At 72.0% G+C, this 22,807-nt stretch carries 18 protein-coding genes; 9 read left to right on the top strand and 9 right to left on the bottom strand.

Translation table 11 applies throughout. From position 1 onward, the window contains the following. The first annotated feature begins 12 nt into the window (after positions 1-12). Complete coding sequence (locus tag RL72_RS11305; protein ID WP_045250950.1) at positions 13-993, top strand: EamA family transporter; 981 nt, start codon at positions 13-15, stop codon at positions 991-993. 22 nt (positions 994-1,015) lie between these two features. Here RL72_RS11305 and RL72_RS11300 read toward each other — a convergent pair whose 3' ends face one another. From RL72_RS11300 to RL72_RS11285, 4 genes are all read right to left on the bottom strand, one after another. After that, positions 1,016-1,612, bottom strand: a complete 597-nt coding sequence (locus tag RL72_RS11300) for an antibiotic biosynthesis monooxygenase (RefSeq protein ID WP_045250949.1) — start codon at positions 1,610-1,612, stop codon at positions 1,016-1,018. Positions 1,613-1,743: 131 nt separating this feature from the next. Then, positions 1,744-3,051: a xylulokinase gene (gene xylB / locus RL72_RS11295; RefSeq protein ID WP_045250948.1), complete on the bottom strand. Its 1,308-nt coding sequence runs from the start codon at positions 3,049-3,051 to the stop codon at positions 1,744-1,746. A 129-nt stretch (positions 3,052-3,180) separates the two neighbouring features. Then, complete coding sequence (xylA, locus tag RL72_RS11290; RefSeq protein ID WP_045250947.1) at positions 3,181-4,371, bottom strand: xylose isomerase; 1,191 nt, start codon at positions 4,369-4,371, stop codon at positions 3,181-3,183. Positions 4,372-4,488: 117 nt separating this feature from the next. Then, positions 4,489-5,484 carry a LacI family DNA-binding transcriptional regulator gene (locus RL72_RS11285; protein ID WP_045250946.1) on the bottom strand — a complete coding sequence of 332 codons (996 nt, stop codon included), beginning with the start codon at positions 5,482-5,484 and terminating at the stop codon, positions 4,489-4,491. 147 nt (positions 5,485-5,631) lie between these two features. On the opposite strand from RL72_RS11285, the gene RL72_RS11280 reads away from it, so the two are divergent. Genes RL72_RS11280 through RL72_RS11255 form a run of 6 tightly spaced genes read left to right on the top strand, consistent with a single transcriptional unit; the run spans position 5,632 to position 14,020 of the window. Beyond that, on the top strand, positions 5,632-6,924 hold the full coding sequence (locus RL72_RS11280; RefSeq protein WP_045250945.1) for an extracellular solute-binding protein: 1,293 nt from the start codon (positions 5,632-5,634) through the stop codon (positions 6,922-6,924). Between the two features lie 9 nt (positions 6,925-6,933). Continuing rightward, positions 6,934-7,941: a carbohydrate ABC transporter permease gene (locus RL72_RS11275; RefSeq protein ID WP_045250944.1), complete on the top strand. Its 1,008-nt coding sequence runs from the start codon at positions 6,934-6,936 to the stop codon at positions 7,939-7,941. Next, entirely contained in the window at positions 7,938-8,828 is an 891-nt protein-coding gene (locus RL72_RS11270; protein WP_045250943.1) for a carbohydrate ABC transporter permease, read from the top strand. The genes RL72_RS11275 and RL72_RS11270 overlap by 4 nt, the downstream gene beginning before the upstream one ends. Before the next feature lie 2 nt (positions 8,829-8,830). Next, positions 8,831-11,257, top strand: a complete 2,427-nt coding sequence (locus RL72_RS11265; protein ID WP_045250942.1) for a beta-xylosidase/alpha-l-arabinosidase — start codon at positions 8,831-8,833, stop codon at positions 11,255-11,257. Continuing rightward, positions 11,254-12,822 carry a glycoside hydrolase family 43 protein gene (locus RL72_RS11260; protein ID WP_045250941.1) on the top strand — a complete coding sequence of 523 codons (1,569 nt, stop codon included), beginning with the start codon at positions 11,254-11,256 and terminating at the stop codon, positions 12,820-12,822. Before RL72_RS11265 ends, RL72_RS11260 begins: the two co-directional genes overlap by 4 nt. Positions 12,823-12,859: 37 nt before the next feature. Next, positions 12,860-14,020 carry an ROK family transcriptional regulator gene (locus RL72_RS11255; RefSeq protein ID WP_045250940.1) on the top strand — a complete coding sequence of 387 codons (1,161 nt, stop codon included), beginning with the start codon at positions 12,860-12,862 and terminating at the stop codon, positions 14,018-14,020. A gap of 114 nt (positions 14,021-14,134) precedes the next feature. On the opposite strand, the gene arfA is transcribed toward RL72_RS11255, so the two are convergent. The 5 genes from arfA to RL72_RS11230 form a co-directional block, all read right to left on the bottom strand. Then, complete coding sequence (gene arfA / locus RL72_RS11250) at positions 14,135-15,670, bottom strand: arabinosylfuranosidase ArfA (protein ID WP_045250939.1); 1,536 nt, start codon at positions 15,668-15,670, stop codon at positions 14,135-14,137. A gap of 20 nt (positions 15,671-15,690) precedes the next feature. Next, a complete protein-coding gene (locus RL72_RS11245; RefSeq protein ID WP_045250938.1) occupies positions 15,691-16,587 on the bottom strand; it encodes a carbohydrate ABC transporter permease in 897 nt (298 codons plus the stop codon). Continuing rightward, positions 16,584-17,534 carry a carbohydrate ABC transporter permease gene (locus tag RL72_RS11240; RefSeq protein WP_045250937.1) on the bottom strand — a complete coding sequence of 317 codons (951 nt, stop codon included), beginning with the start codon at positions 17,532-17,534 and terminating at the stop codon, positions 16,584-16,586. Before RL72_RS11240 ends, RL72_RS11245 begins: the two co-directional genes overlap by 4 nt. Continuing rightward, positions 17,531-18,862: an extracellular solute-binding protein gene (locus tag RL72_RS11235; protein ID WP_045250936.1), complete on the bottom strand. Its 1,332-nt coding sequence runs from the start codon at positions 18,860-18,862 to the stop codon at positions 17,531-17,533. The genes RL72_RS11240 and RL72_RS11235 overlap by 4 nt, the downstream gene beginning before the upstream one ends. Positions 18,863-19,270: 408 nt before the next feature. Then, positions 19,271-20,317 carry a LacI family DNA-binding transcriptional regulator gene (locus tag RL72_RS11230; protein ID WP_045250935.1) on the bottom strand — a complete coding sequence of 349 codons (1,047 nt, stop codon included), beginning with the start codon at positions 20,315-20,317 and terminating at the stop codon, positions 19,271-19,273. Positions 20,318-20,417: 100 nt separating this feature from the next. Between RL72_RS11230 and RL72_RS11225 the strand changes: the two genes are divergently transcribed. Both RL72_RS11225 and RL72_RS11220 read left to right on the top strand, forming a co-directional pair. Beyond that, on the top strand, positions 20,418-21,671 hold the full coding sequence (locus tag RL72_RS11225; protein WP_045250934.1) for an FAD-binding protein: 1,254 nt from the start codon (positions 20,418-20,420) through the stop codon (positions 21,669-21,671). Positions 21,672-21,718: 47 nt separating this feature from the next. Continuing rightward, positions 21,719-22,762, top strand: coding sequence for a LacI family DNA-binding transcriptional regulator (locus tag RL72_RS11220; protein WP_045250933.1), 1,044 nt, complete (start codon positions 21,719-21,721; stop codon positions 22,760-22,762). The last annotated feature ends 45 nt before the right edge of the window (positions 22,763-22,807 follow it).

The following is a 22,807-nucleotide window of genomic DNA, read 5'->3' as shown; positions in this document are numbered from 1 at the left end:
ACGTCACATGTCATGAGCACGGTGGTGAATGACATGCGGACGACGGGCGTGCGCTCCGGGCTCGTGTTCGCCTTCGGTGCGGCGCTCTCCTTCGGGATGAGCGGGGCTTGGGCGCGCGGGCTCATGGACGCCGGCTGGAGCCCCGGGGCCGCCGTGACGGCCCGCATGTGGGTCGCCGCGCTCGTCCTCCTCGTGCCGACCCTGCTCGCCCTCCGCGGGCGATGGGGCGCGGTGCGCAGGAATGCCGGCATGATCGTCGGCTACGGGCTGCTCGCCGTCACCGCGGCGCAGCTGTGCTTCTTCCAGGCCGTCGCCGTCATGGACGTCGGGATCGCCCTGCTCATCGAGTACACGGCGCCGATCGCGGTCGTACTCTGGCTCTGGCTGCGGCGCGGCGAACGCCCAGGCGTGCGCGGCATCATCGGCGCGCTGGTCGCGTTCGTGGGGCTGATCCTCATGCTGGAGATCTTCACCGGCTCCCGCATCGATCCCGTGGGGATCCTGTGGGCGCTCGGTGCGATGGTCGGCGCGGCCACCTACTTCCTGCTGTCCGGACGCGGCGACACCGGGCTCCCGCCCATCGCCCTGGCGGGGCTCGGGCTGCTGATCGGGGCGCTCGGGCTGAGCGTCGCCGGTGTCGCCGGGATCCTGCCGATGACGTGGACGACCCAGGACGTCGCCTATCGCTTCGGCACCCTGCCGTGGTTCGTCCCCGTGCTCGCCGTCGGCGTCGTCGCCACGGCGCTGGCCTACGTGCTCGGCATCGTGTCGACGCGCCGGCTGGGGTCTCGTGTCGCCTCGTTCGTCGCCCTCTCCGAGGTGATCGCGGCGCTGCTGTTCGGCTGGCTGTTCCTGGGCCAGCTGCCGGGGCTGCTGCAGGCCTTCGGCGGCGCGCTCGTGCTGGTCGGAGTGGTGCTCGTGAAGCTCGGCGAGCCCGTGGCGGACGACGTGGATCCGGAAGCGGTGCCGGAGCCGGAGGAGGCGCTGCGCTGACGCACCGCGCCCGCCGCGGCGGTCAGCGGTTCAGCCAGTGCCGCAGCGTGCGGGTGACCCAGGGCAGCACCCAGTAGGTCATGATCGGCGTGAGGACGACCGTCGTCGTGAGCACGCGCAGCCAGATCGGCAGTCCGTTCCAGCCGGGCACCGGGCTCATCAGGTACGTGAAGACGAGGTTCACCGGGAAGAAGCCCAGCCAGATCGACACGGCCTGCTTCCAGCGCGGCGGCGACGGGGCCACCATCACGGTGGTCGCGCCCGTCGAGGTGGGCACCGAGATCGTCTCGGTGGACGGCTCGTCGAACCAGCCCTCGATGCCGGTGCGCCGCTTCGTGCGCTCGCTGCGCACGAAGCCCTCGCCCATCGACAGCCACCACGCCCGCTCGCTCGAGGCCTCCCAGGCGTCGAGCGCCGCCTCGTCCGTGAAGCGGTACAGCATGTGCCAGTGGTGGGAGTCCTCGCCGTCGCGCACCCAGCCGGATCCGAGGAAGCCCGGGTGGGCGCTGGCGAGGTTCACCCCGGTCTGCACCCAGGCGGTGGCCTCGGCGATGCGGGTGGGATCGACCTCGCGGCGGATCGACACGGTGATGGGCGCGGATGACGGCGTACCGGACATGGGTGGGTCCTTCGGGGGAGTGCGTGCTTGTGGCGTCCCCGAGTGTACGCATCCCGTGTTTCCCGGATGTTGCGGATGCCCCGGCGGCGCCTCCGGAGGCGACGCCGGGACACCGCCAGCAGTGTCCGCGGTCAGTGGCCCGCGACGACCGACGCCGCCTGGCGGGCGGCCCCCAGGGCGACGTACTCGCCCGGAGCCGGCACCTCGACCGGCACGCCGAGGATCTCCGGCGCGATCCGGCGCACCGCCTCGGACTGCGCGCCCCCGCCGATGAGCAGGGCGCGCTCGAGGGGGATGCCGAGGTCGCGGAGGGCGTCGAGGCCGGCGCCGAGGCCGCGCAGCATCCCCTCCACGGCGGCACGCGCGAGGTTGGCGCGCGTGGTCGAGGCCAGAGTCATGCCGGTCAGCGATGCGGTCGCGTCGGGGAGGTTCGGGGTGCGCTCGCCCTCGAAGTACGGCAGCAGGGTGAGGCCGCCGGCGCCCGCCGGCGCGTGCAGTGCGAGGTCGCTGAGCTCGTCGTGCCCGACGCCCAGCAGGGCGGCGGTGACGTCGAGCACCCGCGCGGCGTTCAACGTCGCGACGAGCGGCAGGAAGTGCCCGGTCGCGTCGGCGAACCCCGCGACGGTGCCGGACGGGTCGGCGATGGGCGCGCGGCTGATCGCGCACACGGTGCCCGACGTACCGATCGACACGACGACGTCGCCCGGCTCCGCGCCGAGGCCGAGCGCCGCCGCGGCGTTGTCCCCGGCGCCCGGGGCGACGCGCCGGCTGGCCGCGTCCGCGACCGATTCGGCCGGACCCAGCACCCGCGGCAGGACCGCGTCGCGGCCGAGCGCCGCCGTGAGCAGCTCGCGGTCGTAGCCGCCGTCGGCCGGATTCCAGTAGCCGGTGCCGCTGGCGTCGGAGCGGTCGGTGACGAGCTCGTCCAGCACCGGTCCGCGCGCGGAGCCCCCGGCCGGTCCGTAGCCGCGCAGGCGCCAGGTCAGCCAGTCGTGCGGCAGCGCGACGGCGGCCACGCGTGCCGCGTTCTGCGGCTCCGCGTCGCGCAGCCAGCGCAGCTTGGTGATGGTGAACGACGCGACCGGCACGAGACCCGTGCGCGCGGCGAGCGCGGTGGCGCCGAACTCCGCGATGAGCTCCTCCGCGGCGCCGGCCGAGCGGGTGTCGTTCCACAGCAGGGCGTCGCGGATCACGGATCCGGAGTCGTCGAGCACGACCATCCCGTGCTGCTGGCCGCCGACCGACCAGGCGTCGACGTCGTCCATGCCGCCCGCGTCGGCGATCGCGGCGTTCAGCGCGCGCCACCACACCTCGGGGTCGACCGCCGTGCCGTCCGGATGCGCTGCGCGCCCGGTGCGCACGACGGATCCGGACGCGGTGTCGACCACCACGACCTTGCACGACTGCGTGGACGAGTCCACGCCCATCACCAGCGTCATGTCAGCTTCCTTCCGTGGAGTTCGAGGGGTCGAGACCCCTCCCGGGCGCCGAGACCCCCTCTGCGCAGCGCATCTGCGCGGGGGTTTCGGCGCTCGGAGGGGGTCTCGGTGCCCGGGGGAGCGCGGGTGTCAGCGGGCCCCGAGGAGGTGCTCGGTCGCGAGCTGCTGCAGGCGCACGAAGCCGAAGCCCTGGGCGCCGAAGTAGGCGTTCGCGTCGAAGTCCTCGTAGGCGGACGCGTCCGACAGCAGCCCGGTATAGCCCTCGCCCTCGGCCAGCGTCGGCGTGGAGAGCTCGTCGACGCGGGCGGCGGCGAGCGCCTCCTGCACCTCCGGGTCGGCGCGGAAGGCCGCGGCGCGCTCCTTCAGCAGCAGGTAGGTGCGCATGTTCGCGCTCGCCGAGTCCCAGACGCCCGTCTCGTCCTCGGTGCGGGAGGGCTTGTAGTCGAAGTGCCTCGGGCCGTCGTAGGCGGGGACCCCGCCGGGGCCGCCGTTCTCGAGCAGGTCCACGAGCGCGAAGGCGTTGTGCAGATCGCCGTGCCCGAAGACGAGATCCTGGTCGTACTTGATCCCGCGCTGGCCGTTCAGGTCGATGTGGAAGAGCTTGCCGTGGTACAGCGCCTGTGCGATGCCGGCGGCGAAGTTGAGCCCCGCCATCTGCTCGTGGCCGACCTCGGGGTTGAGGCCCACGAGCTCGGGGCGCTCGAGCGAGTCGATGAACGCGAGGGCGTGGCCGAGGGTGGGGAGCAGGATGTCGCCGCGGGGCTCGTTCGGCTTCGGCTCGATCGCGAAGCGGATGTCGTAGCCCTTGTCGGTCACGTAGTCGCCGAGGAGGTTCACGGCCTCGCGGTAGCGCTCCAGCGCGGCGCGGATGTCCTTGGCGGAGTCGTACTCCGCGCCCTCGCGGCCGCCCCACATGACGAACGTCTGGGCGCCCAGCTCGGCACCGAGGTCGAGCTGACGCAGCACCTTGCGCAGCGCGAAGCGGCGCACGGCGCGGTCGTTCGAGGTGAAGCCGCCGTCCTTGAAGACCGGTGCGCTGAACAGGTTGGTGGTCACCATCGGCACCACGAGGCCGGTGTCGGCCAGCGCGCCCTTCAGACGGTCGATCTGCGTCTGGCGCTCCGCCTCGGTGGATCCGAACGCGAACAGGTCGTCGTCGTGGAACGTCAGGCCGTAGGCGCCGAGCTCCGCGAGCTTCTCGACGACGTGGACCACGTCCAGAGCCGGGCGGGTCGGGCCGCCGAACGGGTCGGCGCCGTTGTATCCGACGGTCCAGAGACCGAACGAGAACTTGTCCTCGCGGGTGGGGGTGAGTGACATGGTGAACCGCCTTCAGCGACGTCGGTGAAATGTTGTAGCAGCGAACATATCAGCGAGGTCAGGTCGGCGCAACGTCCCGTGCGCGGGGTCGCGGCGCGCTCCTGGGGTGCAGGAGGGTCAGCGCGGGGTGGCCGTGGAGGCGCGCACGATCAGCTCGGCCGGCAGCCGCACGTGCTCGCGCGGGGCGCCGTCGAGCATCGCCAGCAGCAGGCGCACGGCCTCGGCGCCCATCTCGGTGAGGGGTTGGCGCACGGTCGTCAGCTGCGGGATGTGCGCCGCGGCCTCGGGCACATCGTCGAAGCCCACCACGGACAGATCCTGGGGGACGCTCAGGCCCCGTGCGGCTGCGACGCGGATCATCTCGATCGCGGACTGGTCGTTCGCGGCGAACACCGCGGTCGGCGGCGCGGCCAGATCCAGCAGGGCGTGCGCGCCCCCGGTCGTGCTCGCGGTGCGGTACCCGCCGTCGACGACGAGCGCCGGGTCGAAGGGGATCCCCGCGGTGTCGAGCGCGCGCCGGTAGCCGTCCTCGCGCTGGTGGGCCGACTCCAGATCGGTGCGGCCGCGCAGATGCGCGATGCGGCGGTGCCCCAGGGAGATCAGGTGCGTGGTGGCGGCGTAGGCGCCCTCGGCGTTGTGCACGCTCACCGAGGCCGTGCCGTCCGGCTCCGCCTGCGGGTCGATCGCGACGAGCGGTACGGTCGCGTCGGAGGGCATGGTCGTCGGGGTGACCACGATGGCGCCGTCGATGAGCGTCCCGCCGAGGCGCGACAGCGACCGCCGCTCCCAGCCGAGGTGCTCGCCCGCCGACACGCTCCCGGCATAGGCGAGCACGTCGAACCGGGTGCCCTGCAGCGCGGCCGACACCCCCTGCAGCAGCTGCACGGCGAAGGGCTCGAACTCGGCCACGAGCACGCCGATCACGTCGGTCCTGCGCCGGCGCATGGAGGTGGCGACGAGGGAGCTCTCGTATCCGAGTCGTGCCACGACCTCTTGCACGTGCTCGAGCGTCGTGGGCGAGACGCCGTCGCGACCGTTGATCGCCTTCGAGACGGTCGCGACGGAGACGCCCGCCGCGTGGGCGACGTCGTGAATCGTGATGCGGCGGCTCATGGCTCCAACATACCGAGCGAAAACGTTATCGATATCGTTTGACATGCGCAGGATCCGAGTGTCAGAGTAGGCCGACGGCACATTCGCTGTAGTCGGCAACAAATTGTCGACGCGGTGCTGGAACTCGACGATGAGGAGAAACACAGCATGAAGATCCGCAAGGTGCTGACCGCCGCCGTGGCGCTCGCAGCCGTGGGGGCGATCGCCCTCACCGGCTGCTCCGGAGGTTCCGGCAGCGGCGACGGCGGCGGCAAGCAGACGCTGACGGTGTGGCAGAACTCGACCACCGGCGACGGCAAGAAGTTCTGGACGGACGCGGCCGCCGCGTTCCAGAAGGCCAACCCCGACGTCACCGTGAAGGTCACCTCGATCCAGAACGAGGACATGGACGGCAAGCTGCAGACCGCCGTCAACTCGGGCGACATGCCCGACGTGTTCATGGCGCGCGGCGGCAGCAAGCTCGCCGACGTCGTGGCGGCGGGCAAGGTCAAGGACCTGAGCGACAAGATCGATCCCGACGTCAAGAAGGCGATCGGAGACGCGGCGCTGAGCGCGTTCACCGTCGACGGCAAGCTGTACGGCGTGCCCATGGCGGTGCTGCCGGGAGGCCTCTTCTACAGCAAGGATCTCTTCGCCAAGGCGGGGATCACCGAGACGCCGAAGACCATGGACGACCTCGAGGCGGCCATCGTCAAGCTCAAGGCCGCCGGCATCGCCCCGATCGCGCTGGGGGCGAAGGACGCCTGGCCGGCCGCGCACTGGTACTACTTCTTCGCGGTGCGCGCCTGCGGCAAGGACCTCATCACGAACCTCGCCACCAAGAAGGACTTCAAGGACGGCTGCTGGCTGACCGCGGCGGACAACCTGCAGAAGTTCGCGCAGGTCGAGCCGTTCAACGAGGGATTCCTCACCACCTCGGCCCAGCAGGGCGCGAACTCCTCCGCCGGTCTGGTCGCCAACCACAAAGCGGCGATGGAGCTCATGGGCGCCTGGGATCCGGGTGTGATCGCGAGCCTGACCCCGGATCAGAAGCCGCTGGCCGACCTCGACTGGTTCCCGTTCCCCGAGGTCTCCGGGGGCAAGGGCGAGCCCGGCGCGATGATGGGCGGCGTCGACGGGTACTCCTGCTCCGACAAGTCTCCGTCGTCCTGCGAGAAGTTCCTCGACTTCGTCGCGTCGAAGGCGCAGCAGGAGAATTACGCCCACGCGTTCCAGACCATCCCGGCCAACCAGGACGCCAAGGGCGCCGTCGACAACGCCTCGCTGAAGCCCCTGATGGAGGCCTACGCCAACGCGCCCTACGTGGCGCTCTGGCTCGACACGGCGCTCGGGCAGAACGTGGGCAACGCGCTGAACACGGGCGTCGTCGAGATGCTCGCCGGCCAGGGCGACCCGAAGACGCTCATCCAGAAGATCACCGACGCTGCGGCGAGGGGCTGAGCGAGAGCGATGACCGGCACCCAGGTGATGGCCGGGGCCGTGCCTGAGAGCAGCCGCCGCACCGGGACCGGGGCCTCCCCGGCCCCGGTGCGGCGAGCACGCGCCGACTGGCGCAAGCGCGGTGAGATCGCGCTGCTCTCGGGACCCGCCCTGCTGATGTTCGTCGGATTCGTCATCCTCCCCGTGGGGATGGCGTCCGTCTACGGCTTCTTCAAGTGGAACGGTTTCGGCTGGCCGACGCAGTTCGTCGGCCTCGACAACTACGTCCACATGTGGCAGGACCACACGTTCCGCGATGCAGTCGTGCACAATTTCGCGATCGTCGTGCTCTCGCTCGTGCTGCAGGGGCCGATCGCGATCCTGTTCGCCCTGCTGCTGAACCAGAAGTTCCGCGGGCGGTCGCTGATCCGCGTGCTGATCTTCGTGCCGTACGTGATCTCCGAGGTCATCGTCGGCACGGGCTGGAACCTGATGATGCAGGACACGGGAGCGCTCAACTCGCTGCTCGGCAAGCTCGGGCTCGGCTTCCTGCAGCACTCGTGGCTCGCGGATCCGAAGCTCGCGCTGTGGACGCTGATGATCATCATCACGTGGAAGTACATCGGCTTCGCGGTCATCCTCATGCTCGCGGGGATGCAGTCCATCCCGGAGGAGCTCTTCGAGGCGGCGGCGATCGACGGCGCCGGGTTCTGGAAGATCCAGTGGAACATCACGGTGCCGCTGCTGGGGCCGACGATCCGGATCTGGGCATTCCTGTCGATCATCGGCGCCCTGCAGCTGTTCGACCTCGTCAACATCATCTGGGGTCAGTACATCTCCGCCACGGCCGGCACCTCGACGATGGCGACCTACATGTACCAGAACGGGCATCTGGCCGGCAGCTACGGCTTCGGCAACGCGGTGGCCGTGATGCTCTTCCTTATCACGCTCGTCGTCGCCCTGATCTACCAGCGCTTCGTGCTGCGGCGCGACACCGACGGCGCCCTGACCGGCGACAGCGGAAAGGCCCGACGATGACCACCGACACCCTCCGCACCACGGCGATCGTGCAGCCGCGCGGCCGCCGCGGCGAACGCCGTTCCGAGAAGGCCCCGTGGGGGAGCCCCGGGCTGTACCTGATCGCGATCGTGCTCGTGACGATCTGCATCACGCCGGTGCTCTACATCATCATCGGCGGGTTCCGCACGAACTCGCAGATCACGAAGGACCCGTCCGGCTTCCCGGCGCCCTGGCAGTTCGCCAACTACTCCGACGTGCTCGCGGGATCCGAGTTCTGGACCGCCCTGCTCAACTCGACGATCGTGGCGATCGGCACGACCCTCGGCGCGGTGCTGCTCGGCGTGATGGCGGCGTACGTGCTCGCGCGGTACGAGTACGCCGCCAAGCCGGTGATGTACTCGCTGTTCGCCGCGGGGCTGATGTTCCCCGTCACCGTCGCGATCACGCCGCTGTACCTGCTGATCCGCAACCTCGGACTGGTGAACAGCCTGGCCGGGATCATCGTGCCCCAGATCGCGTTCGCGCTGCCCGGCACGATCATCATCCTCGTGCCGTTCCTGAAGGCGATCCCGAAGGAGCTCGAGGAGGCGGCGGCGATCGACGGGGCCTCCCGTCTCGGCTTCTTCTGGCGGATGGTGATCCCGCTCAGCCTGCCCGGCGTCGTGACGGTCGGCATCCTCGCGTTCGTCGGATCCTGGAACGGCTACATGCTGCCGCTGTTCATCCTCAACGATCCGAACCTGTTCACCCTGCCGCTGGGCGTGCAGAACTTCTCCTCGCAGTACTCGGTCGACACCGCCCGGGTGCTCGCCTACACCTCGCTGTCGATGCTGCCCGCGCTCATCTTCTTCAGCCTCTTCGAACGCCGCATCGTGGGCGGCCTGACCGGCGCGGTGAAGGGCTGAGCATGACTTCGGACACGTCCCTGGAGACCGTCGCCGCGACGGAGGAGATCCCGGCCTTCCCGATCGCCTCCCCCCGAGTGGGGGAGCTGCTCGCAGAGATGACGCTCGAGGAGAAGGCCGCGCAGCTCGTCGGATACTGGCTCGATCAGGGCGGAGAGGTCGTGGCGCCCCTGCAGCACGAGATGGCGGCCGCGGGACGCCACGACACGCTCGCCGAGATCACCCGCGAGGGCATCGGCCACTTCACGCGCGTCTACGGCACCCGGCCCGTCGAGCCTGCGCAGCGCGCCGCGTGGCTCTGGGAGGAGCAGCGCCGGCTGAAGCGCGAGACGCGACTCGGGATCCCGGCTCTCGTGCACGAGGAGTGCCTGACCGGGCTCGCCGCATGGAAGGCCGCGACCTTCCCGACGCCGCTGGCGTGGGGCGCCTCGTTCGACCCGGAGCTCGTCGCCGAGATGGGTGCGCTCATCGGGGAGTCGATGCGCACGCTCGGCATCCACCAGGGGCTCGCCCCGGTGCTCGACGTGGTGCGCGACCCCCGCTGGGGGCGCGTGGACGAGTGCATCGGCGAGGACCCCTACCTCGTGGGCACGGTGGGGACGGCGTACGTCCAGGGCCTGCAGTCCGCCGGGGTGCACGCCACGCTCAAGCACTTCCTCGGGTACTCGGGCTCCCGCGCCGGGCGCAACCACGCCCCGGTGTCGGCGGGGCCGCGCGAGGTGGCCGACGTCTTCCTGCCGCCGTTCGAGATGGCGATCCGGGACGGCGGCGTCCGCAGCGTCATGAACAGCTACGCCGAGATCGACGGTGTGCCGGTCGCGTCGGATCCGGCCCTGCTGACGGGGCTCCTCCGGCAGCGTCTGGGCTTCGACGGCGTCGTGGTGGCCGACTACTTCGCCATCGCGTTCCTGGAGGTCATGCACGCGATCGCCGCCGACCGGGGCGCGGCCGCCGAGCTCGCGCTGCGGGCCGGGATCGACGTGGAGCTGCCCTCCGGCGACGCGTATCTGGAGCCGCTGGTGGGCCGGGTGCGCAGCGGTGCGCTCGACGAGGCGTACCTCGACCGCGCCGTCATCCGGGTGCTCGCCCAGAAGGAGCAGCTCGGACTCCTCGAGCCCGGCGTCTTCGAGGACGACGCCCCGGTCGCGGTCGACCTCGACACCCCGCGGCACCGCTCCGTCGCGCGGCGGCTGGCCGCGGAATCCCTCGTGCTGCTGTCGAACGACGGCGTCCTGCCGCTGGCCGCGACAGCGGGGCGCATCGCGCTCATCGGCCCCAACGCCGACCGCACGGAGGCGCTGCAGGGCTGCTACTCGTTCGCGAACCACGTGCTCGCGCACCACCCCGATCACGAGCTGGGGATCGAGATGCCCACCGTGCGCGAGGCGCTGGCCGCCGCTCTCCCGGGGGCAGAGGTCGTGCACGTGCGCGGATCCGAGGTCGACGGCGACGACCGCGCCGGATTCGCCGACGCCGAGCGCGCCGCCGCGGACGCCGATGTGGCGATCGTCGTCGTCGGGGACCAGGCGGGGCTCTTCGGGCGGGGGACCGTCGGCGAGGGCAACGACGTGGAGTCGCTGGATCTCCCGGGCGTCCAGCGCGAGCTCGTCGAGCGGGTCGTGGCCACCGGCACCCCCGTCGTCATGGTCGTGCTCTCCGGCCGCCCCTACGCGATCGACTGGGCGCTCGACGGCGCCCAGGGCCGCCCCGGTGCGGTGCTGCAGGCCTTCTTCCCCGGCGAGGAGGGCGGCACGGCGATCGCGGACGTGCTCACCGGAGCCGTCTCGCCCTCGGGGCGGCTGCCGGTGAGCCTGCCGCGATCCGCGGGCGCGCAGCCGTACAGCTACCTGCACCCGATCCTCGGCGGCCCCTCGGACGTCACGTCGACGGATCCGACGCCGCTGCGTCCGTTCGGCTTCGGGCTCTCGTACACGACGTTCGCCTACGAGGGGTTCGCCGTCTCCGCCGAGGCCCGCACCGACGGCGACCTCGTCGCGACCGTGACGGTGGCGAACACCGGCGCCTCCCGTGGTGCCGAGGTCGTGCAGCTGTACGGGCGGGACGTCGTGGCGAGCGTCACGCGTCCGGTGGCGCAGCTGCTCGGATATACGCGCGTCGAGCTCGATCCCGGGGAGCGCCGCACGCTGCGCTTCACCGTGCCCGCCGCCCGCTTCGCCTTCTCCGATCGCACGCTCACCCGGGTGGTCGAGCCGGGGGAGGTGCGCGTCTGGGCCGCGGCCCACGCCGAGGCCTCCGCCCCGGCGCCGGAGCTCGGCGGGGTGACCGGCGGGGCCATCTCGAATGAGCGCGCTCGTGCGCGCCGGACGCTTCCCGGAGCGGCCACGGCGGCGCTCCCGGTGGTGCTGACGGGCGAGGTGCACGCGGTCGGCGCCGCCGACGCCCGCCTGGTGACGGTGTCGGTCGCGTGATCGCGGCGGCGAACCCGATCCTTCCCGGGTGCCATCCGGATCCGTCGATCTGCCGGGTGGGCGAGTGGTACTACCTCGTCACCTCCACGTTCGAGTACCTGCCAGGCCTTCCGGTGCTGCGCTCCCGCGACCTGATCCGCTGGGAGACGGTCGCGCACGTGATCGATCGGCCGGGCATGCTCGACTTCGACGGGATCGGATCCTCCGGAGGGCTGTACGCGCCGACCATCCGCCACGGTCTCGGGCTGTTCTGGGTCGTGTGCACGCTCGTCGACCGGGACGACGGGTCCCGGGGCGGGAACTTCCTGGTGACGGCGAGCGACCCGGCGGGCCCCTGGAGCGACCCGGTGATGCTCGACGCCGCGGGGATCGATCCGTCGATCGCCTTCGACGACGAGGGACGCGTGTGGCTGCACGGCACCCGACTGGCGACCGCCCCGGAATGGCACGATCAGACCGAGGTCTGGGTGCGCGAGTACGCCCCCGCCGAGCGCCGCCTCGTGGGTGCGGAGCACGTGATCTGGCGGGGCGCGGTGCGCGGTGCCGTGTGGGCCGAAGGGCCGCATCTGTACCGCGTCGACGGGCGCTGGCTGCTGATCGCGGCCGAGGGCGGCACCGAGTTCCACCACGCGGTCAGTGCGGCGCGTGCGGACGAGATCGCCGGACCCTATGCCGGCGACCGGGCGAACCCGGTGTTCACGCATCGGCAGCTGGGACGGACCAGCCCGGTGATCGGCGCCGGACACGCGGATCTCGTGCAGGCGGCGGACGGATCCTGGTTCGCCGTGATGCTCGCGATGCGCGCCGACGACGGACGGCACTACCCGCTCGGCCGGGAGACCTTCCTCTGCCCTGTCGTGTGGGAGGACGGCTGGCCGGTCTTCGCCCCCGGAGAGGGGCGGCTGCCGAGCGCGGTCGCGATCCCCTGGGCGACCGAAGCGCCGCGTGCCGGCTCATGGCAGCCGGACGACCGCGTCGCCGGCGTCGTCGCCCCCGCCGACCCCCGGTGGACGGCGCTGCGCGCCCTGCCGGCCGAGGTCGCGATCGCGGAGGGCGACGTCTGGCGGCTTCCGGTGCGCGCCGCGTCGCTGCACGATCCGTCGGCGCCCGCGTTCCTGGGCGTGAGGCAGCAGCACGCCGACGTCGACGTGCGCTGCACACTGGACGTGCGCGGGCTCGCCGAGGGCGAGAGCGCGGGGGTCGTGCTGCGGCAGTCCGAGCGGGACCACGTCGCGGTCGCCGTCACCCGCACCCCGGACGGGCTCCGGCTTACGTCCGAGCGCTGCCTCGGCGGCGAGGTGCTGCGGCGCGATCACGGGGCGCCGGCGGAGGCGCCGGAGGTGGAGCTCGTCGTCAGCGGGCGCGGATACGACTACGCGTTCCGGCATGCAGGGCGGGACCTGGAGTCGGCGGACGGGCGCGACCTGGACGCCTCGGCCACCGGTGGCTTCCTCGGGCTCTGGATCGGGGCGTACGCCACGAGCGCGGGCGCCGAACCGAGCGGCGAAGTGCGCATCACGCGTTTCGCATACGCGCCTGCGCAGGCGGACCACGGCGATCGGTAGCCTGGAGTCCCACCGCGTGCAGGAAGCGAGACGCCGGATGAACGAACGCGCGACGACCGTCGAGGGGGTGCGGCGCACCAACCTCGCCGAGGTCCTCCGCCTCGTGCACCACTCCGGCCCGCGGTCCCGCGCCGTCATCACGGCGGAGACGGGCCTGAACCGCTCCACCGTCTCGGACCTGGTCGGGCGACTGGTCGAGGCCGGGCTGGTGGAGGAGCACGAGCCGGATCCCACGCGCCGCGTGGGCCGCCCCTCGCCGATGGTCGCAGCCAGCCCCGGCGTGGTCGCCATCGGCGTCAACCCCGAGATCGACGCCGTCGAGCTCGGGGCCGTCGCGCTGGGCGGCGCGGTGCGCGAGCGGGAGCGGATCCCCGTCGAGCAGCCCGGCGTCGCCGACGTCGTCGAGATCGTCGCCCGCGTCGTGGACGGCTGGCGCGACGGCGCGCTGCACGGCGTGCGCATCGAGGGCGTCGGTCTTGCGGTGCCCGGCCTGGTGCGGGCTTCGGACGGCCTCGTCCGGTTCGCCCCGCACCTGGACTGGCGCGACGCCGACATCGCCGGCCCGCTCGCGGCGGCCCTCGGCGTCGACGTCGTGGTGGGCAACGACGCGTCTCTCGGCGCGCGGGCCGAGCGGCTCTTCGGTGCAGCCAGGGAGCATGAGGATGTCGTCTACCTCAACGGCGGTGCGAGCGGCATCGGCGGCGGGCTCATCCTGCACGGGCGGCTCATCGGCGGCGTCGGCGGCTATGCGGGCGAGTGGGGGCAGACGGCGGCCAGCGTGGCCGACGTCGCAGACCGCCGCGTCGACGGCGGGGTGCTGGAGGACGAGGTCAACCGGGCGCGCCTGGTGCAGGCCGCGGGGCTCACGGCACCCGACGACGCGGAGTTGCGCGCGGCGCTGACCGCGTCGACCGACCGCGCCGCGATGGACGAGACCGCGCGGCAGCGCCGGATCCTCGCGGCGACCCTCGGCAACGCCGTCAACGTGCTCAACCCGGCGATGATCGTGCTGGGCGGCTTCCTGGCGATCCTGCGGGATCTGGATCCGGACGCCTTCGACGAGGACGTGCGCCGGCGTGCGCTCGCCGCGTCGGCCGAGGGGCTGGCGATCTCCGCGGCCGCGCTCGGCGCCGACCGGCTGCTGATCGGCGCCGCCGACGCCGCCTTCGCGCGCCTGCTGGCCGACCCCCTGGGCTGAGTCCCTCCTCGGGGTGTCGAGCGACGCCGCCGGAGGCGACCGAGACGAGACGCGGTGCCCTCGCAGGAGCACCGCGTCTCGTCTCGCCTCCGGGGCGCTCGACGACCCAGAGGGTCAGCCGCGGGCGACCTCGAACTCCACCGCCGACCACGACAGGGCCGGCAGCGTGAGGCGGACCGCGCCGTCGTCGATCGCGACGCCGTCGAGCGGCCGCAGCCCGACCGCATCCGGCGCGTGCTCGACGTTCGCCGTGAGGCGGTCTCCGTCGTCGGGCACCGTGAGCACCTCGGCCGAGCGCACCGCGGTCGCCCGCAGGCCGTGCAGGTCGAGGTCGACCGTGGCCTCCGACGCGAGCGAGCGGTTCGCGACGAACAGCGCGAGCCGTCCCGACGACTCGTCCCACGTCGCCACGGCGTCGACCTCGTCCACATCGCCGAACCGGGCCGTCTCGCCCTTGGTCGACGAGATCGCGAGCCGCAGGATCCGGCCCTTCGCCATCCGCGCCATCCGCGCGAACGGCCAGAAGATGGTCTGCCGCCAGGCGGGGCCGCCCTCCTCGGAGCGGATGGGGGCGATCACGTTGACGAGCTGCGCCTGGTTGGCGATCTTCACGCGGTCGCCGTGGCGCAGCAGGCTGTGCAGGAAGGTGCCGACGACGACCGCGTCGGTCACGGTGTAGGTGTCCTCGATGAGCCGCGGGTGCTCGCGCCAGCCGGCCGCAGCCACCTCGCCCTCCTCGACGTCGTTGAACCGGTCGAAGTCCCAGACGTTCCACTCGTCGAACGAGATGTTCACCTGCTTGCTGTGCTTGCCGGCGGCCTTGACGGCGTCGATCGTCGAGATGACGCCGTCGATGAACGTGTCCATCTCCACGCCCTCGGCGAGGAACGAGGCCGCGTCGCCGTCCTGCTCGCGGTAGTACGCGTGCATGGAGATGTAGTCGACCTCCTCGTACGCGTGCGTGAGCACGGTGTGCTCCCAGGTGCCGAAGGTGGGCATCTGCCGGTTCGACGATCCGACCGCGACGAGCTCGATCTCAGGGTCCACGAGCTTCATCGCCTTGGCCGTCTCCTGGGCGAGGCGTCCGTACTCGTGCGCGGTCTTGTGCCCGATCTGCCAGGGGCCGTCCAGCTCGTTGCCGAGGCACCACAGCTTGATCCCGAACGGATCCTCCGCGCCGTTGCGGCGGCGCAGGTCCGACCAGTACGTGCCGCCGGGGTGGTTGGCGTACTCGACGAGCGCCCTGGCCTCCTCGACGCCGCGGGTGCCGAGGTTGATGGCCTCCATGACCTCGACCTCGGCCTCGCGCGACCAGTCCATGAACTCGTGCAGGCCGAACGCGTTCGTCTCGATCGTGTGCCAGGCGCCGTCCATGCGCACCGGGCGATCGGCGACGGGGCCGACCCCGTCCTCCCAGCGGTAGCCGGAGACGAAATTGCCGCCGGGGTAGCGCACGACCGTCGGGCCGAGCTCGCGCACGAGCTCGAGCACGTCGGTGCGGAATCCGCGGGCGTCCGCCGCCGGGTGGCCGGGCTCGTAGATGCCGGTGTAGACGCAGCGGCCCATGTGCTCGACGAACTGGCCGAACAGGCGGCGCGGCACCTCGGCGATCGTGAAGTCGCGGTCGACGGTGATGCGGGCGTGGGTCATGAGGATCCTTTCGGGTCGGGTCACTGACCGCCGAAGCCGCTGGTGGCGACTCCCTTGACGATCTGCTTCTGGAAGATGAGGAACACGACGATGAGGGGGAGGGCGGCGAGCACGGCCTGGGCCATGACCTGCGCGTACTGCACCCCGTAGGCGCTGATGACGGTCTGCAGGCCGACCGGCAGCGTCATGAGCCCGGTGTCGTTGATCACGAGGAACGGCCAGAGGAAGTTGTTCCACGCGCCGATGAACACGAAGATCGCGACGGAGGCGAGGATCGGGCGGCTCAGCGGCAGCACGATCGACCAGAACACCCGGAACCTGCTCGCGCCGTCGACGCGTGCGGCGTCCTCGAGCTCGATCGGGACCGCGTCGAAGAACCGCTTCAGGATGAAAACCATCGCCGGAGCCACGACCTGCGGCAGGATCAGGCCCCAGTGCGTGTCGACCAGGTTGAAGGCCAGCATCTCGTAGAACAGCGGGATGATCAGCACCTGCGGCGGCACGACGATGGCGGCCACGATGACGACGAACAGCCACTTGCGTCCGCGGAAGTCGAGCCGCGAGAAGGCGTACGCCGCGAGGGCCGAGATCGTCACCGTGAGCACGGTGACGGCGGTCGCGGTCCACAGGCTGTTCCAGGCCCAGAGGTAGACGTTGCCCTGCCCGAGGATCGCGGAGAACGCCTGGACGGTCGGACCGCTCGCCCCGATCCAGCCGGGGTCGCCGGAGGCGGCGTCGGTCTCGGTCTTGAACGCCGTGGCCACCGCCCACAGGAACGGCAGCAGCCAGCCGATCGCGAGGACCAGCAGCACCGCGAACGCGACGACGGTCAGGACGGTGAACCGGCGGCCGATCGGCCGGCGGGTGCGGGCGCGCGCGGCGCCGGGAGCGACGAGGGTGCGGGTCGCGGTGGTCATCGGACGTCCTTCCGCCGACGGGTGATCAGCGCCTGCGCGACGCCGAGGATGATGATGATCGCGAAGAACACGTAGGAGATCGCCGCCGAGTAGCCGAAGCGGTAGCCGACGAAGCCGGTCTCGTAGATGTACTGCACGATCGAGCGCGTGGTGTCGCTGGAGAGGCCGCCGAGCATCTGGTACGCCTGGTCGAACAGCTTGAGCGACGCCAGGATCTGCAGGAGGCCGATGAGGGTGGTCGCAGGTCCCAGCTGGGGGAGCGTGATCGACCAGAACTGCCGCCAGCCGCCGGCGCCGTCGAGCGCCGCCGCCTCGTACTGCTGCTGCGGGATGTTCTGCAGGGCCGCGAGGTAGAGCAGGAAGTTGAAGCCGATCGTCCACCACACGGTCGCGATGACGATCGCGAGCATGTTCACGGCCGGATCCTGCAGCCAGGCGATGGGCTCGAGGCCGAACGCCTTCAGCACGTTGTTCGCCGCGCCGATCTGGGGATTGAAGATCCAGATCCAGATCTGCGAGATCACCGTGGAGGCGAGCAGGTACGGCATGAAGAACGAGAGCCGCCAGAGCCACTGGCCCGGCAGTCCGCGGTCGACGAGCACCGCCATGAGGAGGGCGATGACGACAAGGGGGATGGTGGACAGCACCGTGAACCACACGGTGTTGCCGAAGGCGCCCCACATGACCGGGTCGCCGAGGGCCTCGACGTAGTTCGCGACGCCGACGAAGCCTCCGCCGGATCCGGTGAGCGACTGGTCGGTGAAGCTCAGGTAGAGCCCGTGCAGGATCGGCCAGGCGAGGAACAGCGCGAACGCGACGAGGAACGGGGCCAGGAACACCCAGCCGATCAGCTGCTCCCCGCCGCGGGATCCGCCGGCGTGCCGGCGTGCGGCGCGGGTCGCGGCCCGGCCGGTGACGATGGTCGTGGTGGTGGCCGTCGCGGTCATCTCCGTGCTCCTTCCGGGTCGGCCGGATTGGGTTGGGCGAGGAAGCGCGTGACCGCCTCCTCGAAGCGGGCGATGGCGTCGGCGGGGCTGCCCCCGCCGAGCAGGGCGGGCTGCGCCGCAGCGCCGAACTGCCCCTGGAAGTTGGAGCCGGAGCCGGTGAACCACGCGGGCGGGTCGTAGCGCACGTACCCGGCTGCCTCGGCATAGTGCGCCTGGGGCAGCAGGTCGGCGTACTCGGGGGACTCCGTGACGGGGAGGTAGGCGGGGATGTGCCCCGCCTCCGCCCAGCCGAAGGAGCCCTTGAGCATGTCGGCCACGAACCGGTAGACGAGATCGCGGCTCGCCGGGTCGGGATGCGACTGGTGCGGCAGGACGAAGGAGTGCGAGTCGGCGTAGGCGGTGCGCGTGCCGAACAGCGGCGGGATCATCGCGATGTCGAAGGGGATCTTGGCCGCCTGCATGGTGCGCAGCTCCCAGACGCCGCTGAGGAACATGCCGCTCTTGCCGGTGGCGAACTCGGCGACCGCGGTGCCGTAGTCGGCCTGCTTCGCCGCCCGTTTCCCGTCGAGCAGCTTCTGCATGAACTCGAGCGAGGCGACGGCCGCGTCCTTGTCGATCACGGCGGATCCGCCCTGCGGCATCTCCATCTCGATGCCGTGCTGGGTGTAGAGCGTGTAGAAGAGCCGCCACATCTGAGAGCCGTCGCCGAGATAGCCGTAGGAGAGGCCGTGCCCGCCGGTGACCCCGGCGATCGCGTCGACCATGGCGAGGAACTCGTCCGGGCTCTTCGCCTCCTTCAGTCGCCCGTCGGCGCCGAGCACACCCGCCTTGCGGCAGACATCGGTGTTGTACATGAGCACGAAGGGGTGCGCGTCGAGCGCGATGCTGAGGCGCTTGCCGTCGACCTCCCCCTTCTTCCAGATCGGATCCGGGAAGGTCGACGCATCCACGCCGAGGTCTGCGAGTCGTCCGGTGTCCCAGGCGTCCAGGAGGCCGCCGGGAGCCCAGCCCAGCACGCGGGTGGCGTGCATGATCGCGACGTCGGGGGCACGCCCGCCGGCCGCGGCCATCGCGAGTTTCGTGTAGTAGGGCGTGCCCCAGGCGAGCACGGTCGGACGGATCCGGTAGTCGGCCTGGGCGGTGTTCACGGCGTCGAGCAGGCCCGACATCGTGACGCCGTCGCCGCCGGAGAGGAGGTGCCAGAACTGCAGCGTGCGCGTGCCGGCGGCGCTGGCGGACGGGGCGCAGCCGGCGAGCAGGGCCGTGCCGGCGGCGAGACCCGCGGCGCCGAGGAACTGCCGCCGGTTCAGATCGAGAGGTGGTGTCATCGTCACTCCTTCGTGGACGATCGGGGAACTCCGACATCATTACATCGATGAAATATGCCGCGCAAGAGGTAACTGAGACCGGTCACGGATCCGCGTGACAGGACGGGGTTCGTCTCGCTGCGGGGGGCTGCGCACTGTGCCCGGGTGGCGCGTTCGCGCGTCCGGGAGATGGATGACGTCGCCGGGGCGCCGGTCCGCGGTGTGTTCTCCCTCTTCGGGACGTGGCGCGCGTGGCGGCGAGATGGAAAACGCTGCCCGGAGCTCCGGTGGGGGCGCGTTTTCCATCTTGGAAGACCGGGGTCTCGCTGCGGCGGCGGCACAGCGTGCCCGGGTGGGGCGTTCGCGCGCTGCAGCGGCGGCCGCGCATCGTGCCGCACGCGGCGCTCGCGCGCTCATCGCGCCGAGCCGTCAGCGCGCGGGCGTCCAGCCTCGGGGGGCGGCGGCGGTGCTGTCGCGCACGATGAGCCGGTGCGGCACCGTGATCGTGCGCGGGGTGCCGGTCGGATCGGCGATCCGCTCCGCGAGCAGGTCGACCGCGGCGGCGGCGAAGGCGGCCCGGTCGATCTGCACCGTGGACAGGGCGGGATCGGTGAAGCGGGCGAGCTCCACGTCGTCGAAGCCGGTGACGAGCACGTCCTCCGGCACCCTGATGCCGCGCTCGTGCAGCACGTGCAGGGCACCGGCGGCGAGGGAGTCGGTGAAGGCGAGGACGGCGTCGAAGGGCACGCCGCGGGTGAGCAGCTCGGTCATCGCGGCCGCGCCCCCGCTCATCGTCCAGTCGGCGTGGTTCGCGGTCAGGCGCGGATCCGCGGGCAGGCCGGCCTCGGCGAGTGCCTGGCGCACCCCCTGCAGGCGGAGCCGGCTGGTGGCGGTCGCGATCGCGTGCTGGTCGTCGCCGCCGACGACGGCGATCCGGCGGGCGCCGCGGGCGATCACGTGCCGGGTCAGCTCGGCCGCCCCGGCGACGCTGTCGATCCCGACATGATCGGCGAGCTGGTGCTCGACTTCGCCGATGAGCACCACCGGCAGCTGGCGGTCGGCGTCGGTGAGCGCGCTGTCCTCGAGCCGGATCGGATTCAGGATCAGCCCGTCGACGAGGTGCGCGCGGGCGCGCGAGAGCAGTTCGCGCTCGCGGCGCGGCTCGGATCCGGTCTGCTCGACCTGCACCGCGAGCCCCCGGGAGCGGGCCGCCTGCACGATGTGGTCGAGCAGCTCCGCGGAGAACGACGTGGCCAGGTAGGGGAGGGCGAGCGCGATGACCCCGGAGCGGCCGTTGCGCAGGCTCCGGGCACTGAGGTTGGGCACGAAGTCGAGCTTGCGCATCGCCTCTTCGACGCGTTCGCGGGTGTCGTCCCGCACGAACACGGACCCCGTGACGACGTTCGACACGGTCTTCGCCGACACCCCGGCCAGCGACGCGACGTCGCGCATCGTCGCGCGCGTGCTTCCGGCCATGCGATCAGCCTATGCCCGGGACGTCGGCTCGGGCGCCGACGCCGTTCTATCGATGTAACAGCCGCGGCGGGTGGCACTGTCGCGCCTCTATGATGTGGCGATGAGCATCGGGACGAACTGGGCCGGCAACGTGTCGTACAGCGCGCGGGCGGTCGCCCGCCCGCGCAGCCGCGACGAGCTGGTGAGCGCGCTTGCGACACCGGGCCCCCTGCGTCCGCTCGGATCCCGGCACAGCTTCAGCGCCATCGCCGACACCGACGGCACCCTCATCGACCTCGCGGAGATGCCCGTCGTGATCGATCAGGTCTCTCCCGGCGCGGTGCGCGTCTCGGCGGGCCTCCGGTACGGCGAGCTCGGGGCGGAGCTGCAGCGGCGCGGTCTGGCCCTCGCGAACCTCGCGTCGCTGCCCCACATCTCCGTCGCGGGGGCGGTGTCGACGGGCACGCACGGATCCGGCGACGCCATCGGATCCCTCGCCACGGCCGTGCGGGCGATCACGCTCGCGGGGCCCGAGGGGGAGCGCGTCCTGCGGCGCGGCGACCCGGATTTCCCCGGAGCGATCGTCTCCCTCGGAGCGCTCGGCGTGATCGTGGAGCTCGAGCTCGACGTCGAACCCGCCTACGACGTGGCGCAGACCGTGCACGAGGGTCCTGCGTGGGACGCGGTGCTCGCCGAGTTCGATCGGGTCACTGCGCTCGGCACCAGCGTCAGCATCTTCAGCCGATGGACGGACCGCGACCGTGCCGACCAGCTGTGGGTGAAGAACCGCGTGGGCGAGCCGGGTCCCGACCGGGATCTGCTCGCGCGGCTCGGCGCCACGGCGGCGACGGTGCCGAGGCATCCGATCCTCGGCGTCTCGGCGGAGGCGTGCACGCCCCAGCTCGGCGAGGCCGGCCCGTGGCACGAGCGGCTGCCGCACTTCCGGCTCGCGTTCACGCCGTCGGCGGGGGAGGAGCTGCAGAGCGAGTACCTCGTGCCGCGGCGCGACGCGGTGCGCGCGATCGAGGCGGTCCGCGCCCTCGCCGACCGGATCGCCCCGCTGCTGCTCGTGAACGAGATCCGCACGGTCGCGGCCGACGACCTCTGGCTGAGCTCGTCCTACGGGGAGCCGGCCGTCGGCGTGCACTTCACGTGGCGTCGGGATCAGCCGGCCGTCGAGGCGCTGCTCCCGGTGATCGAGGAGGCCCTGCCGGACACGGCACGCCCGCACTGGGGCAAGCTCGCGACGCTCGCTCCCGCGGAGATCCGCCGGCGCACGCCGCGCTGGGGCGACTTCGTCACGCTCGCGGACCGCATGGATCCGTCCGGGCGCTTCCGCAACGCCTCCCTCGAGCGGCTCGGCCTGGCCCGCTGACCCGGCCTGCCGGAGTGCAGGGGCCCGCGCCCCGTACACTCGCAGGCGTGAGTGACTCGAAGCCGCAGCGCGCCGTCGGGGTGCGGGACGTGGCCGCGCTCGCGGGTGTCTCCCGGCAGACCGTGTCGCGCGTGCTCAACGACCATCCGGATGTCGCGCCCGATACGCACGCCCGAGTGGTGGCGGCGATGGAGGAGCTCGGCTATCGCATGAACAACGCCGCCAGGGCGCTGGGCACGCACCGCACCCGCACGATCGGGGTGCTCGCCTCGGATGCGCTGCAGTACGGCCCTTCGCGCAGCATGGCGGCGATCGAGGCCTCGGCGCGCGAGGCCGGCTACTGGCTCACGGCGGCCTTCGCCGACTCCGGCGACGGCGCCTCGGTGACCGCGGCGATCGAGCACCTGCGGGGTCAGGCCGTGGACGGCCTCATCGTGTTCGCCCCGCACGCCCGCACGCTCGACGTGCTCGACGCTCTCGGCACCGGGATCCCGACCGTGATCCTGCACGCGGCGGAGCGCGCGGACTTCTCGGTCGACCAGCGGGCCGGCGCCCGCCTCGCCGTGGCGACGCTCGCCGACGCCGGGCACGAGCGGATCGCGCATCTCGCCGGCCCTCGCGACTGGCTCGAGGCGGAGGCGCGCACCGCGGGCTTCGCCGAGGAGCTCGCCGCGCGGGGGCTGCCGCAGGGGCCGGTGTTCGCCGGCGACTGGAGCCCGCGCTCGGGTCACGAGGCCGCCGCGGACGTGATCGCGTCGGGCGCGACGGCGGTGTTCGCCGCCAACGACCAGATGGCGCTCGGTCTCCTCGGGGGCCTGCGCGCGGCGGGGATCTCGGTGCCGCAGCGGATCAGCATCGTCGGCTTCGACGACGTGCCGGAGGCGGCGTACGCCTGGCCGCCGCTGACCACCGTGCGCCAGGACTTCGAGGAGCTCGCACGACGCGCCGTGGCGCGCGTCATCGCCCGCAGCGGATCCGGTGCCGGCGGTCGGACTGGTGCGGACGCCGCGGCGGATGCCGATCGGCACGCGGCCGATCCGATCGCGCCGGTGCTGGTGATCCGCGACTCGGTGGTCGCACCCTCCGCCTGAGCGGCTGAGCGGCTGAGCGCCTGAGCGCCGCGGCGTCGAGGTCTT

This window comes from Microbacterium azadirachtae, assembly GCF_000956545.1.
GTDB classification, from domain to species: domain Bacteria; phylum Actinomycetota; class Actinomycetes; order Actinomycetales; family Microbacteriaceae; genus Microbacterium; species Microbacterium azadirachtae.
Note: the sequence above shows the minus strand (reverse complement) of the source record. Positions and strands in the feature narration are given on the sequence as shown.

What these genes read in the sequence shown, in the direction of transcription:
- RL72_RS11270 (WP_045250943.1), top strand. Translation starts at nt 7,938, where the DNA reads ATGACCACCGACACCCTCCGCACCACGGCGATCGTGCAGCCGCGCGGC.
- RL72_RS11240 (WP_045250937.1), bottom strand. Translation starts at nt 17,534, where the DNA reads ATGACCGCGACGGCCACCACCACGACCATCGTCACCGGCCGGGCCGCG.
- RL72_RS11305 (WP_045250950.1), top strand. Translation starts at nt 13, where the DNA reads ATGAGCACGGTGGTGAATGACATGCGGACGACGGGCGTGCGCTCCGGG.
- RL72_RS11300 (WP_045250949.1), bottom strand. Translation starts at nt 1,612, where the DNA reads ATGTCCGGTACGCCGTCATCCGCGCCCATCACCGTGTCGATCCGCCGC.
- xylB (WP_045250948.1), bottom strand. Translation starts at nt 3,051, where the DNA reads ATGACGCTGGTGATGGGCGTGGACTCGTCCACGCAGTCGTGCAAGGTC.
- RL72_RS11245 (WP_045250938.1), bottom strand. Translation starts at nt 16,587, where the DNA reads ATGACCACCGCGACCCGCACCCTCGTCGCTCCCGGCGCCGCGCGCGCC.
- RL72_RS11255 (WP_045250940.1), top strand. Translation starts at nt 12,860, where the DNA reads ATGAACGAACGCGCGACGACCGTCGAGGGGGTGCGGCGCACCAACCTC.
- RL72_RS11275 (WP_045250944.1), top strand. Translation starts at nt 6,934, where the DNA reads ATGACCGGCACCCAGGTGATGGCCGGGGCCGTGCCTGAGAGCAGCCGC.
- RL72_RS11285 (WP_045250946.1), bottom strand. Translation starts at nt 5,484, where the DNA reads ATGAGCCGCCGCATCACGATTCACGACGTCGCCCACGCGGCGGGCGTC.
- arfA (WP_045250939.1), bottom strand. Translation starts at nt 15,670, where the DNA reads ATGACCCACGCCCGCATCACCGTCGACCGCGACTTCACGATCGCCGAG.
- RL72_RS11230 (WP_045250935.1), bottom strand. Translation starts at nt 20,317, where the DNA reads ATGGCCGGAAGCACGCGCGCGACGATGCGCGACGTCGCGTCGCTGGCC.
- RL72_RS11225 (WP_045250934.1), top strand. Translation starts at nt 20,418, where the DNA reads ATGAGCATCGGGACGAACTGGGCCGGCAACGTGTCGTACAGCGCGCGG.
- RL72_RS11235 (WP_045250936.1), bottom strand. Translation starts at nt 18,862, where the DNA reads ATGACACCACCTCTCGATCTGAACCGGCGGCAGTTCCTCGGCGCCGCG.
- RL72_RS11265 (WP_045250942.1), top strand. Translation starts at nt 8,831, where the DNA reads ATGACTTCGGACACGTCCCTGGAGACCGTCGCCGCGACGGAGGAGATC.
- RL72_RS11280 (WP_045250945.1), top strand. Translation starts at nt 5,632, where the DNA reads ATGAAGATCCGCAAGGTGCTGACCGCCGCCGTGGCGCTCGCAGCCGTG.
- xylA (WP_045250947.1), bottom strand. Translation starts at nt 4,371, where the DNA reads ATGTCACTCACCCCCACCCGCGAGGACAAGTTCTCGTTCGGTCTCTGG.